Here is a 14,750-nt window from a genome sequence, read left to right on the forward strand (position 1 = left end):
GATTCCCCAAGTGTGGTTAGCAGATTAGAAGTGGAAACCTGCACCCACTGAACCGCCTGCGTTACCTTGGCTGTCAGCAGAGCCAGATACTTTCAGCACCCAGCGACCGTTGTCAGACAATCTTGACAGACCGACAGCAATCGCACCTTGGCCGTTGTAGCTTGCCACACCACCAGTCAGCATAGACTTACCTGGGATATAGGCTTGTGGCAATGCTGCCATCGCCATCGCTGACGATACGCCTGCGTTAGCATCGTTAGCTACGCCAGTGATGCTGTTTGCTAGGTTACCAGCAACGCCTTTTAGCTGATCCACATTGACTGCGTCAGTACCATCAATGCCTGGTGCGACATTTTTGATGCGTACAGGATCGCCGCCTTGGTTCAGGTTCAACGCTGTGGTGCCGTCACGATCGGTAACTGGATCCAAGTTTACAGTGCTTGTACCGTTGGTTAGGTTCATACCTGTGAACTCAGGACGATCTGCGATCTTAACGATCAGCTCTTTACCGTTGCTTTCCACATAGGTGTTTTTGGCTGATACAGGTGTTGTCGTTGCGTTAGCCACACCACCTTTCACAGTCAAGGTTTGACCCAAGTCTTTGTGGATTTCTACGCCATCGTTGCCTTGGAAGTTCAAGCCTTTGGCAGTCAAGTTGGCAACTGCACCGTTGGTAACATTTGCTACATCGCCTGTGGTTGCAACTTTGTTAGGCTCGGCAGCTGTCGCCTTACCATCTTCAAACTTAACATTGCCAGTTGCGATGTTGAAGGTAACATTGGTTGTACCATTTGCACCTTTGGTAACCACAGCGGTTGTACCAGTACCGTTGACAAAGTTCACTTGGTTGCCAGATTTAACATCGGCAACTTTTTTACCATCAGCACCACCGATGCCCCAAGAAACATTGCCCACAGCGTTAGCAACTTCGTCCAATTGCGATTTGTTCACCGCATCAGTCGGAGCAACACCTCTGGAAACATTGGTGATTCGCTTACCGCCAGCATCGATACCATTTTGGTTGATGGTGACAGGGCCGGCTTTCACTTCATTTGCTTTGACACTGTTGATATCAATGTCTTTTGCCAATGAGTAAGTGAAGTTTTGAGCTTTTTGATCCAACACTAGGTTGTTACCTGCCTTGAAGGTTACTTCTTCGCCCGGTTGAACCAGCTCTGTGGTCTTACCATTGACGATACCAGTGCCTTCTTTGCCGCCAGTTACTCTCCAACCAGAATTGTTGATTGCATTAGTTACTGTGGTTGCATTCACCAGCTTGTCGCCTTCGACAGGTTTTTTCACCTTACCAGCAGCCATTACGCTAAGGTCAGTGGTTGCCACATCAAAGGTTATGTTACGAGAACCATCTGCAGCAGGCTGGCTGACATTCGCAGTTGTACCTTTACCATCAACAAAGTTCAGTTTAGCTAAAGTATTGTTAGCAATCTTCGCTTCATCAACTCCAACGGTAATTTGGCGTGTACCATCAGCTGTCGTTGTACCTGTAACAGTTACACCGTCGCCACCTTTGAAGTCAACCTTATTGGCATTCTTCACAGTGTCGGTGTAGTTGTTGCCGCTGGTAGATACCACCCAACCCATGTTAGCGATGTCACGAACAGTCGCTGCTGAGTTTTGGATATTGTCTGGCAAATCTTTCAGGTTAACCAGTTTATCACCTTTTGGATTGGTTACGCCTGGAACTTTATTACCATCTTTACCAACAGTGTCGCCTGGGTTGGTTGCAACATCGGTTGTGTTCAACACAGAACCTACGCCAGTGATTTGCGTTGGGGTTTCTTTGCCATCAACAGTTGTGGTGACATTCAATGCAGAAACTGGTGCTTTGTCTTCTGGGTTGTTGGTTGCTTTTTCAGCTTTTTCAGCTTTGAAGTCAACTTTTGGTGCAGCTGCATCGCTTACATTGCCCACAGTCAATGTGGTTGCGTTCACATTGTTGAAGGTAACGTTTTCTGATGTTGCTACTTCGTAACCGTTGTCGATTTGCTTAATCTTGATGTTGTTACCAGCATCTAGTGTGAAGGTTTCATCAGAAACAAGGCGTTTGCCTTCTTCTGCCAAGTTTTCTTCCACTTTAGATTCAGCATTAACCGCATCTTTAACTTGTTTGGTTGTCAAGTTAAAGCCAATACCACCAACTGCATTTTTCAGATCGCTAACATTGACAGCGTTGTTTAGCGTGTCGCCAGTTGCATTTGCCAATACAGTGTTGAATGGTTTGGTTGCGTTTTCAGTCGTTGCGATTTCATCACGCAAGCCGCTGGCTGTATTTTTCAGTGAAACTGGGCCTAAGTTGTCGCCAGTACCTACCAATACAACTGTGTTGCTTGGTGTTGATAGATCATCAGTAACTTTGCCGTCTTTAGCGTTCACATAAGCCAATGGGCTGTTGAAGGTAACATTGGTTGTACCATCATCTTTTTTGGTGACAACTGCAGTTGTACCGATACCATTAACAAAGTTAACTTGGCTGCCAGCTTTGACATCATTAACTTTCTTAGCATCGTTACCAGCGATAGTCCAAGAAGCGTTGTTGATTGCATCAGCAACGTTGGTTGCATTAACCAGTTTGTCGCCTTGACCTTCAGGAACAACAACAGTACCGTTGCTTATGGTTGCACCTTCTTCATTAGGATTAGGCTCGCTGTTGCTTAGACCCAAAGTTGCAGTATCAGCTTTGATGGTGATGGTGCGAACAGTTTTACCGTCTTTCTCAACATCAGAACCAGTAACAGCCAGACCACCTTCACCTTTGAAGTTTACTTTATCAGCATTCTTCACAGTGTTGGTGTAACCATTGCCTTCTGCTTCAACAACCCAACCCATGTTAGCGATGTCACGAACAGTCGCTGCTGAGTTTTGGATATTGTCTGGCAAATCTTTCAGGTTAACCAGTTTATCACCTTTTGGATTGGTTACGCCTGGAACTTTATTACCATCTTTACCAACAGTGTCGCCTGGGTTGGTTGCAACATCGGTTGTGTTCAACACAGAACCTACGCCAGTGATTTGCGTTGGGGTTTCTTTGCCATCAACAGTTGTGGTGACATTCAATGCAGAAACTGGTGCTTTGTCTTCTGGGTTGTTGGTTGCTTTTTCAGCTTTTTCAGCTTTGAAGTCAACTTTTGGTGCAGCTGCATCGCTTACATTGCCCACAGTCAATGTGGTTGCGTTCACATTGTTGAAGGTAACGTTTTCTGATGTTGCTACTTCGTAACCGTTGTCGATTTGCTTAATCTTGATGTTGTTACCAGCATCTAGTGTGAAGGTTTCATCAGAAACAAGGCGTTTGCCTTCTTCTGCCAAGTTTTCTTCCACTTTAGATTCAGCATTAACCGCATCTTTAACTTGTTTGGTTGTCAAGTTAAAGCCAATACCACCAACTGCATTTTTCAGATCGCTAACATTGACAGCGTTGTTTAGCGTGTCGCCAGTTGCATTTGCCAATACAGTGTTGAATGGTTTGGTTGCGTTTTCAGTCGTTGCGATTTCATCACGCAAGCCGCTGGCTGTATTTTTCAGTGAAACTGGGCCTAAGTTGTCGCCAGTACCTACCAATACAACTGTGTTGCTTGGTGTTGATAGATCATCAGTAACTTTGCCGTCTTTAGCGTTCACATAAGCCAATGGGCTGTTGAAGGTAACATTGGTTGTACCATCATCTTTTTTGGTGACAACTGCAGTTGTACCGATACCATTAACAAAGTTAACTTGGCTGCCAGCTTTGACATCATTAACTTTCTTAGCATCGTTACCAGCGATAGTCCAAGAAGCGTTGTTGATTGCATCAGCAACGTTGGTTGCATTAACCAGTTTGTCGCCTTGACCTTCAGGAACAACAACAGTACCGTTGCTTATGGTTGCACCTTCTTCATTAGGATTAGGCTCGCTGTTGCTTAGACCCAAAGTTGCAGTATCAGCTTTGATGGTGATGGTGCGAACAGTTTTACCGTCTTTCTCAACATCAGAACCAGTAACAGCCAGACCACCTTCACCTTTGAAGTTTACTTTATCAGCATTCTTCACAGTGTTGGTGTAACCATTGCCTTCTGCTTCAACAACCCAACCCATGTTAGCGATGTCACGAACAGTCGCTGCTGAGTTTAGAGTTTTTTCATCCAATGGCGATTCTTTAGAACCAAGATTAACTAAAGTACTGGTATCTGGTGTACCTGGTTTTTCTGTGGTGACAGGAGTACCGTCTGTATTACCACCGTTGGTTGCAACATCGGTTGTGTTCAACACAGAACCTACGCCAGTGATTTGCGTTGGGGTTTCTTTGCCATCAACAGTTGTGGTGACATTCAATGCAGAAACTGGTGCTTTGTCTTCTGGGTTGTTGGTTGCTTTTTCAGCTTTTTCAGCTTTGAAGTCAACTTTTGGTGCAGCTGCATCGCTTACATTGCCCACAGTCAATGTGGTTGCGTTCACATTGTTGAAGGTAACGTTTTCTGATGTTGCTACTTCGTAACCGTTGTCGATTTGCTTAATCTTGATGTTGTTACCAGCATCTAGTGTGAAGGTTTCATCAGAAACAAGGCGTTTGCCTTCTTCTGCCAAGTTTTCTTCCACTTTAGATTCAGCATTAACCGCATCTTTAACTTGTTTGGTTGTCAAGTTAAAGCCAATACCACCAACTGCATTTTTCAGATCGCTAACATTGACAGCGTTGTTTAGCGTGTCGCCAGTTGCATTTGCCAATACAGTGTTGAATGGTTTGGTTGCGTTTTCAGTCGTTGCGATTTCATCACGCAAGCCGCTGGCTGTATTTTTCAGTGAAACTGGGCCTAAGTTGTCGCCAGTACCTACCAATACAACTGTGTTGCTTGGTGTTGATAGATCATCAGTAACTTTGCCGTCTTTAGCGTTCACATAAGCCAATGGGCTGTTGAAGGTAACATTGGTTGTACCATCATCTTTTTTGGTGACAACTGCAGTTGTACCGATACCATTAACAAAGTTAACTTGGCTGCCAGCTTTGACATCATTAACTTTCTTAGCATCGTTACCAGCGATAGTCCAAGAAGCGTTGTTGATTGCATCAGCAACGTTGGTTGCATTAACCAGTTTGTCGCCTTGACCTTCAGGAACAACAACAGTACCGTTGCTTATGGTTGCACCTTCTTCATTAGGATTAGGCTCGCTGTTGCTTAGACCCAAAGTTGCAGTATCAGCTTTGATGGTGATGGTGCGAACAGTTTTACCGTCTTTCTCAACATCAGAACCAGTAACAGCCAGACCACCTTCACCTTTGAAGTTTACTTTATCAGCATTCTTCACAGTGTTGGTGTAACCATTGCCTTCTGCTTCAACAACCCAACCCATGTTAGCGATGTCACGAACAGTCGCTGCTGAGTTTAGAGTTTTTTCATCCAATGGCGATTCTTTAGAACCAAGATTAACTAAAGTACTGGTATCTGGTGTACCTGGTTTTTCTGTGGTGACAGGAGTACCGTCTGTATTACCACCGTTGGTTGCAACATCGGTTGTGTTCAACACAGAACCTACGCCAGTGATTTGCGTTGGGGTTTCTTTGCCATCAACAGTTGTGGTGACATTCAATGCAGAAACTGGTGCTTTGTCTTCTGGGTTGTTGGTTGCTTTTTCAGCTTTTTCAGCTTTGAAGTCAACTTTTGGTGCAGCTGCATCGCTTACATTGCCCACAGTCAATGTGGTTGCGTTCACATTGTTGAAGGTAACGTTTTCTGATGTTGCTACTTCGTAACCGTTGTCGATTTGCTTAATCTTGATGTTGTTACCAGCATCTAGTGTGAAGGTTTCATCAGAAACAAGGCGTTTGCCTTCTTCTGCCAAGTTTTCTTCCACTTTAGATTCAGCATTAACCGCATCTTTAACTTGTTTGGTTGTCAAGTTAAAGCCAATACCACCAACTGCATTTTTCAGATCGCTAACATTGACAGCGTTGTTTAGCGTGTCGCCAGTTGCATTTGCCAATACAGTGTTGAATGGTTTGGTTGCGTTTTCAGTCGTTGCGATTTCATCACGCAAGCCGCTGGCTGTATTTTTCAGTGAAACTGGGCCTAAGTTGTCGCCAGTACCTACCAATACAACTGTGTTGCTTGGTGTTGATAGATCATCAGTAACTTTGCCGTCTTTAGCGTTCACATAAGCCAATGGGCTGTTGAAGGTAACATTGGTTGTACCATCATCTTTTTTGGTGACAACTGCAGTTGTACCGATACCATTAACAAAGTTAACTTGGCTGCCAGCTTTGACATCATTAACTTTCTTAGCATCGTTACCAGCGATAGTCCAAGAAGCGTTGTTGATTGCATCAGCAACGTTGGTTGCATTAACCAGTTTGTCGCCTTGACCTTCAGGAACAACAACAGTACCGTTGCTTATGGTTGCACCTTCTTCATTAGGATTAGGCTCGCTGTTGCTTAGACCCAAAGTTGCAGTATCAGCTTTGATGGTGATGGTGCGAGTTTCGCCATCGGTCTTACCGTTTACTTGGATACCGTTTTCGCCTACGAAATCAACTTTTTGAGCGTTGGTGACTGAGTCTTCGTATGCTTTTTCAGCATTGTTTTCGTCTTTATTTTTGCTTGCGGCAACAACCCAGCCTAATTTTTTCGCATCTTCAACGGTCAATGCGTTGTTAGCTGTTGAGTTATTTAGGTCAAGCAAGTTTTTGGTTGCGTCAGTTGAAGGAGCACCAGTTTCAGCAAAGGTTTTTGCACCTTTTTCGATACCGCTCAAGGTAACATCGCCACCGGTTGCATTGGACAAAGTCAAAGTGCCGTTAGTGGTTGGTGTTAGATTAACTGTACCGTTGGCATTGGTCAGATTCACACCTTTAAACTCAGGGGTTTCTGCGATCTTAACGATCAGTGCAGTGCCGTTGTTTTCAACATAGGTGTTTTTGTCTGATACTTCTTTGGCAGCAGTGCCGTCTGGATTGTTAGCACCACCAGCAACGGTTAGCGTCTCACCCAAGTTTTTGTGGATTTCAGCTGTGGCGTTGTTGTTGCCTTGGAAGTTGATACCCTTAGCGGTCAAATGCATGGTTGCATTGGTTAGGGTATCACCATTAACAAAACCAGTCTTATCAGTAACTTCAAAATCTGAAGCAGGGCTATTTGCATTAAAATTATCGCCAGTAGCAACCACATTAAAGGTTACATTGGTTTCACCGTCTTTTTCACCTTTGCTAACAGTCGCAGTTGTGCCTGTGCCGTTTACAAAGTTTACTTTGCTGCCAGCTTTGACATCATTAACTTTTTCGCCATCGTTACCAGCGATAGCCCAAGAGACATTGTTCACTGCATTAGCGATATTGGTTGCATTGACCAGTTTGTCGCCTTCGCCAGTTGCTGGTGCAGCGATTGTGCCGTTAGTAACGGTCAAAGTAGTGTTTTCAGCAGTTGCCGAAATGGTGATGTTGCTGCCATCTCGTTTGACATCAACATTTTTACCAGCTTTGATAGTAACTTCTTCACCTGGGTTGATCAGTTCTGATTTATCTTTAGCATCTGCAGCAGTGCTGTCTGTACCGCCATCTGTACCAGTTTTTAGTGTCCAGCCAGATTTGTTGATGGCATTTACCAAAGTATCGCCAGTTACTAAGCTGTTGCCGTTTTGAGCTGGGTTTGCTGCGGTGTCAATAGACACTGAACCATTGGCATTGTTAGTAACGGTTGTGGTATCAGCTTTGATGGTGATGGTGCGAGTTTCGCCATCGGTCTTACCGTTTACTTGGATACCGTTTTCGCCTACGAAATCAACTTTTTGAGCGTTGGTGACTGAGTCTTCGTATGCTTTTTCAGCATTGTTTTCGTCTTTATTTTTGCTTGCGGCAACAACCCAGCCTAATTTTTTCGCATCTTCAACGGTCAATGCGTTGTTAGCTGTTGAGTTATTTAGGTCAAGCAAGTTTTTGGTTGCGTCAGTTGAAGGAGCACCAGTTTCAGCAAAGGTTTTTGCACCTTTTTCGATACCGCTCAAGGTAACATCGCCACCGGTTGCATTGGACAAAGTCAAAGTGCCGTTAGTGGTTGGTGTTAGATTAACTGTACCGTTGGCATTGGTCAGATTCACACCTTTAAACTCAGGGGTTTCTGCGATCTTAACGATCAGTGCAGTGCCGTTGTTTTCAACATAGGTGTTTTTGTCTGATACTTCTTTGGCAGCAGTGCCGTCTGGATTGTTAGCACCACCAGCAACGGTTAGCGTCTCACCCAAGTTTTTGTGGATTTCAGCTGTGGCGTTGTTGTTGCCTTGGAAGTTGATACCCTTAGCGGTCAAATGCATGGTTGCATTGGTTAGGGTATCACCATTAACAAAACCAGTCTTATCAGTAACTTCAAAATCTGAAGCAGGGCTATTTGCATTAAAATTATCGCCAGTAGCAACCACATTAAAGGTTACATTGGTTTCACCGTCTTTTTCACCTTTGCTAACAGTCGCAGTTGTGCCTGTGCCGTTTACAAAGTTTACTTTGCTGCCAGCTTTGACATCATTAACTTTTTCGCCATCGTTACCAGCGATAGCCCAAGAGACATTGTTCACTGCATTAGCGATATTGGTTGCATTGACCAGTTTGTCGCCTTCGCCAGTTGCTGGTGCAGCGATTGTGCCGTTAGTAACGGTCAAAGTAGTGTTTTCAGCAGTTGCCGAAATGGTGATGTTGCTGCCATCTCGTTTGACATCAACATTTTTACCAGCTTTGATAGTAACTTCTTCACCTGGGTTGATCAGTTCTGATTTATCTTTAGCATCTGCAGCAGTGCTGTCTGTACCGCCATCTGTACCAGTTTTTAGTGTCCAGCCAGATTTGTTGATGGCATTTACCAAAGTATCGCCAGTTACTAAGCTGTTGCCGTTTTGAGCTGGGTTTGCTGCGGTGTCAATAGACACTGAACCATTGGCATTGTTAGTAACGGTTGTGGTATCAGCTTTGATGGTGATGGTGCGAGTTTCGCCATCGGTCTTACCGTTTACTTGGATACCGTTTTCGCCTACGAAATCAACTTTTTGAGCGTTGGTGACTGAGTCTTCGTATGCTTTTTCAGCATTGTTTTCGTCTTTATTTTTGCTTGCGGCAACAACCCAGCCTAATTTTTTCGCATCTTCAACGGTCAATGCGTTGTTAGCTGTTGAGTTATTTAGGTCAAGCAAGTTTTTGGTTGCGTCAGTTGAAGGAGCACCAGTTTCAGCAAAGGTTTTTGCACCTTTTTCGATACCGCTCAAGGTAACATCGCCACCGGTTGCATTGGACAAAGTCAAAGTGCCGTTAGTGGTTGGTGTTAGATTAACTGTACCGTTGGCATTGGTCAGATTCACACCTTTAAACTCAGGGGTTTCTGCGATCTTAACGATCAGTGCAGTGCCGTTGTTTTCAACATAGGTGTTTTTGTCTGATACTGGTGTTGCGTTTGTATCAGTTACGCCACCGGCAACAGTCAAAGTCTCACCCAAGTTTTTATGGATGTCTTTTTGATCTGCAGCATTGTTGCCAGTGAAGTTCATGCCTTTTAGGGTCAGGTACGTAGTGGCATTGTCCAGGGTATTGCCTGTTACATAGCCTTCTGGACCAGTTACTGCGAAGGTAACATTGTTTTTGTCAAATGTATCACCAGCGGTGTTGACATTAAAGGTTACATTGGTTTCACCTGGTTTAGCGCCCGCTGTTACAACAGCAGTTGTACCACAGCCGCTAACAAAGTTCACTTGGTTGCCGGCTTTAACATCAGCAACTTTGGTGCCGCCAGGACCGCCCACGCTCCAAGAAACATTGTTCACTGCATTAGCGATATTGGTTGCATTGACCAGTTTGTCGCCGTCTGTCTCATCTGTTGGTGCAGCAATTTTACCGTCAGTTACGGTTAAGGTTGTGGTTTCAGGAGCTTTCGGATCTTGGGGAACAGTAGAGATGGTGATTGTAGCGTTTTGTTGCTTAATCTGGATACCGTCGCCAGCTTGGAAAGTAACCACATCATTTGGGCTAATCAGCTCATTGTAGTCTTGTATCTCACTTGTATTTTCACCATTGCTATCCGCAGCAGCACCAACGGTCAGCTGCCAACCAGATTCGTTGATGGCTTTGACCAAGGTTGTACCATTAACCAGTTTATTGCCATCTTGATTGGTTCCAATAGATGCTTTACCAGCATCTTCGTTTGGCCCTCTAGAATAGTTTGCTGCATGATAGTTGTCTGCAAAATTGGTCGTTACATCAGTGGTCTCAATCGGCGCAGCTGGGGTTGCTGGTGGGGTATTGACATTGATCGTGGTTGTGCCGTCACCGTTATCATTGAACGCAACATTTGTACCAGCTACATACTTAGGAATAGCATTCATCGCTGCATACAGCTGTGAGCCGTTGATGGCATCGGTAGAAGTTGCAGAAATCTTACCTGCTGCGACATTAATCAGCTGACGCTCTGCACCGACCGCACCGATAGAAGCCACAGCAGTCGGGCTGCTACCAGCAAAGCCGTTATAAGTCCAAGGACCAACGGTTGCTGTGTTTTCTTTCGTTGCCGCACGGTCGGTGGATTGGCTACCTAAGATCACTGAGTTATCTTGAGTAGAAGTGATACCACGACCCAAAGCTACTGTGTCTTTATTGCCAACAGTTGTGCCTGCACCGATAGCGGTTGCATTTTCGGCAGTTGCTTTAGAATCTGTACCCAATACGGTAGCATTTATGCCAGATGCTGCTGTGCCGTTACCGATCGCAGTAGCAAATAGAGCAGATGCTGCGGCTTGGCTACCCAAAGCGATGGTTTTGTTGGCTGTGGCACTAGCAGCATTACCCAATGCCGTTGCCCCCCAACGGGTTGCCTTTGCAGCAGAACCGACAGCCGTTGCACCACGAGCCTCATCATTTTGTCCCATTGGGGTAGCAGCTGACACAGCAGCGTCACCAGCTACGGCGTTTTGACCAATAGCAACACCATTGGTACTCTCAGCTTTAGCCATACGACCAGCTGCCAAGCCGGCTGAAGCAAGTGCCTGTGCCTGAATGCCCAAAGCAGTACCTGTATCGCCAGTAACACGGGCCTGGCTACCAACCGCTGTCCCGCCAGTACCGCTGGTTAATTCTACTTTAGCCTCAGAACCAACAACTACTGAGCTTTGGTTGGCTGTTTTTGCCGCAGCACCAATAACAACACTGGCATCAGCTGTCATACTGCCCGCATTGGTACTTTCTGCCTTATAACCGATGGCAACGCCGTAAACATCATTAGCATTTGCGGCTGCACCAATCGCAATGGTACCTGTATTTCCTGTTTTTGCTCCACCGCCAATGGCAATAGAATCGGTCTCGGTTGTGATTGCTGGACCAGTACCATCAACATAAATTAAGCCATTAGCAGACTTATCAACCACAGCCATCGCTTGAGCCGAGCCAAGCATGGCTGCCCCTGCAATACTGATGGCAACAGCGGCCTTAGCGATACCAGACTGGCTGTCTGCCTCCGCTTCGTTTACCTCAGTTGAACCGACAGCAGCAGACGATGATTTGCCCTGAGCACGAGCAAACTCGCAGACCGCTTGAAAGGTCTGAGTCGAGCGGTTGAAAATAACTCGATAGAGTTTATTCATAAATTATCCTCATAAAAGTACACAGCGTCAGATACTTGATACCTTTTCTGTGCGTGCGTACACCTTGTTATCACAGTAACAGGCACAGGCAAGCGAAGTATTGACCCTTGGCAAAACGCCAAATATCAACGACCCCACTTGCTTGTCAGTTACCAAAAACGATGCAAACAGCCAACGACAGCTAGCATGATTGATTAGATATAATTCATAATCAATTAATCATAACTTGGCTACGGTTATGTTGTTGCATTTACCACTTGATTATACTGTTTTTGCTGGCTTTTGAACAGACAGCTGGCGTAATTTTAGCAAAATAAATGGTATGGACTTTGTAACATTCGCTTAACGAACGCTTAATTTTTGGTCAAATGTTTCGCCAAAATTTCGTATATTCATCTATGCAAATATAGCACAAATTGGGCATTTTGGCTTGGGTAATTTTGCTAGTTTTTTGTAAAAACCCAATAAAATCAATCTATTTAATTCTGTTTTTATCAGTCCACCCCCCCCCTGTTTATCTTGCGGATTTTGGCGATAATCGGTATTTGGTGTGGTCAAATTGGCATGATTTTGGCGATAATCGGTCGCTATGATTAATTTTATCCAAAATCAGATTAGATAAAATTAATCAAACTTTTGTCATGCCAAAATCTCGCCTGCCAAACTTATATTTATAAGAAATTATTAAAAATCATTTATCACAATCCACCAAATTCCAAAATTTAAAAATTTAAAACCAAAAACCAAAAAACCGCCCAATGCGATGACTGGGCGGTTTTTGGGGTTTTGGTTATCAGCTGTTGGCTTGTGCCAATTTGGGTGCTGTGCTGTTTATTTGAGCTTTACAGATTTGATAAGTTTTATAGATTTTGTGGTGTCAAAATCGTCAGCTCAACACGGCGGTTTTGGGCGCGGCCGGCGTCGGTGGCGTTTGATGCCACAGGCTCACGCATACCATAGCCGACGGTACGGATACGGCTCGGTGAGATGCCTTGGGCGACTAGGTAATTACGCACTGAGCCAGCACGGCGTTCGGACAGCGTTTGGTTGTATTCTGCTCGGCCTGTTGAGTCGGTATGACCTGCCACGACGATGCTGGTTTGGTTATACTGCTGCATGGTGCTTGCCAGTCGGTCTAGGCTGTTTAGGAATGCTGGGTTTAGGGTCGCATCGTCATAGGCAAAAGTGATGTTGCCCGGCATGACTAGGTTGATATTGCCTGTGGTTTGGTCATGCTCGACAGTTACGCCTGTGCCTGCCATTTGTTTTTCGATTTGTTTGGCTTGGCGTTCCATGTACGCACCGGCAGCAGCACCGATGGCAGCACCGATGGCGGCATCACGGCCAGTTTTATCGCCGCCTGTGGCTTTTGAGATGGCAGCACCCAGTACCGCACCTGCTGCTGTGCCGATGGCGGCTTTATTAAAGCCCTTGCCTTCGCCATTACCGCCCATGCCACCTGTTGATGCACAGCCTGACAGTGCCACGCTGGCTGCTAATGCCGTTACGCCAAATGCTTTTAGTTTCATGATAGCTCCTTGTTGTCCTTAGGACTGGTTGGATAATTTGTTGTACAATTTACAAAATATAGGGTGAATTTTGGGACAGCGGCGAATGGATTTGTTTAAATTTGCTCAATTCATCACCATTGTCATATCACCTATTATGCACGCCATTTCTTGCTTGTTTGTGTGGCTTGTGTAGCAAGTTGGTGGCGTTTTTATTATCATTTGGGCGGCAGATTGCTTGATTGTTGATGAATTGGCGGCTTTGTTGGTTTTGTTTGGCGTTTGGGCGCGGGCGATTGGTTGATTTTTGGGCAATTTGTCCATCAAGTCAAATACTGGCGGCGGTGCGTGAGCGAAATTGTTACAAAGTTTATCAAAATACGGTCAATTGGCACGAAATTTGACAAAAATCTCCCATCGTCGCACAGATTTTGTTAAACTATCGATGATGTACAACTGTGAACATTTGCCCAGTGTTTTGCTTGGCGGTGCTGTGTCTTGTGTGTGGATTTTGGTCAATTTGATAAATGACATAAAAAATTACATAAACTCAGCAAAGCACAAACCAAGCGTTGGGCGGTGTGTTGATTTGTTGATTGTAATACAAATTTGCGTTTAAAATTTGCGTTTTAGGACATATCATGGCGGATAACTCAAAGACTTTGCCCTTTTTTGAAAAACTGCACAAAAGCAAGCCAAAACTTGCCCAAAAGCTATCACTCATCACCAACACCGGCACGATTGCCGCCAACAGTCTGATGCTTGGCGTACCAGTCATCAGTGCTGGCGTGGCAAAGATGTTCACTGGCTCAAAGGCGGCGGACAAGGCGGTGATTGACATTGCCAATTACTGGATTGGGACTAATAATCTGCTGATTGATAAGCTACTACCAAGTAAAGACTGGCGTATCCGCTTGCCTGATAACCTAAACCCCAATGGCAAATATCTGCTGATTTGTAACCATCAATCATGGGTGGATACCAGCATTATCCAGTATATCAGTGCAGGTGTGCTGCCGATTACACGGTTTTTTGCCAAGCATGAGCTGATTTATATTCCTGTGGTGGGGCAGACCTTTTATTTTCTGGATTTTCCGATGATGAAGCGGCACACACCAGAGCAAATCGCCAAAAACCCAGCACTGGCACGCCGTGACTTTGACGAAGCCCAACGAGCCTGTCAAGCCTTGAGCGGTAAGCCGTTTGTGCTGCTAAATTACCTAGAAGGCACACGCTTTACCCCTGCCAAGCACCAAAAGCAAGCATCGCCCTACCGCCATCTGCTCAAGCCCAAGGCGGGTGGCTTTGCCTTGGCGTTATCCAGTCTTGGCGATGAGATTGATGGTATCTTGGACATGACTTTGGTGTATCCTGACGGCACGCCCAGCTATGGCGATCTGTGGTCTGGTAAGCTGACACGGCTGGCGGTGGATATTGACTTTATCCGCCCTGATGATAAGCTACTCACCGCCCTAAAACATGGCGAATATGAGCATAACAAGGCGGTCAAAGCCGAGCTGTACGCATGGCTAGATAGCGTCTGGCAAGCCAAAGATGCCAAGATTGAGCGGATATTGGGCGAGTTTGCCACGCCTGCCAGCACCGCCACCGATAGCAGTACCAACACCGACACCGATAAGGACTAAG

4 protein-coding genes are annotated in these 14,750 nt (G+C 45.3%); 1 reads left to right on the forward strand and 3 read right to left on the reverse strand.

Features of this window, described 5'->3' with window-relative positions; translation table 11 throughout:
- Positions 1–24 precede the first annotated feature (24 nt).
- From ACFBZI_RS02125 to ACFBZI_RS02135, 3 genes are all read right to left on the reverse strand, one after another.
- Positions 25–11,595, reverse strand: coding sequence for a YadA-like family protein (locus tag ACFBZI_RS02125; RefSeq protein ID WP_375714818.1), 11,571 nt, complete (start codon positions 11,593–11,595; stop codon positions 25–27).
- Between the two features lie 860 nt (positions 11,596–12,455).
- Positions 12,456–13,124 (reverse strand): YiaD family glycine zipper/OmpA-like lipoprotein, encoded by a 669-nt coding sequence (locus tag ACFBZI_RS02130; protein ID WP_375714819.1) that lies wholly within the window; start codon positions 13,122–13,124, stop codon positions 12,456–12,458.
- A gap of 363 nt (positions 13,125–13,487) precedes the next feature.
- Entirely contained in the window at positions 13,488–13,637 is a 150-nt protein-coding gene (locus ACFBZI_RS02135; RefSeq protein ID WP_375714820.1) for a hypothetical protein, read from the reverse strand.
- 107 nt (positions 13,638–13,744) lie between these two features.
- Here ACFBZI_RS02135 and yihG point away from each other — a divergent pair, with 107 nt between their 5' ends.
- Entirely contained in the window at positions 13,745–14,749 is a 1,005-nt protein-coding gene (gene yihG, locus ACFBZI_RS02140) for a 1-acylglycerol-3-phosphate O-acyltransferase, YihG family (protein ID WP_375714821.1), read from the forward strand.
- Position 14,750 lies beyond the last annotated feature (1 nt).

The organism is Moraxella marmotae (genome assembly GCF_042219885.1).
Lineage (GTDB): Bacteria > Pseudomonadota > Gammaproteobacteria > Pseudomonadales > Moraxellaceae > Moraxella > Moraxella marmotae.

Coding starts and splice junctions, on each gene's coding strand:
- ACFBZI_RS02125 (WP_375714818.1), bottom strand. CDS start 11,595: ATGAATAAACTCTATCGAGTTATTTTCAACCGCTCGACTCAGACCTTT.
- ACFBZI_RS02130 (WP_375714819.1), bottom strand. CDS start 13,124: ATGAAACTAAAAGCATTTGGCGTAACGGCATTAGCAGCCAGCGTGGCA.
- ACFBZI_RS02135 (WP_375714820.1), bottom strand. CDS start 13,637: ATGTCATTTATCAAATTGACCAAAATCCACACACAAGACACAGCACCG.
- yihG (WP_375714821.1), top strand. CDS start 13,745: ATGGCGGATAACTCAAAGACTTTGCCCTTTTTTGAAAAACTGCACAAA.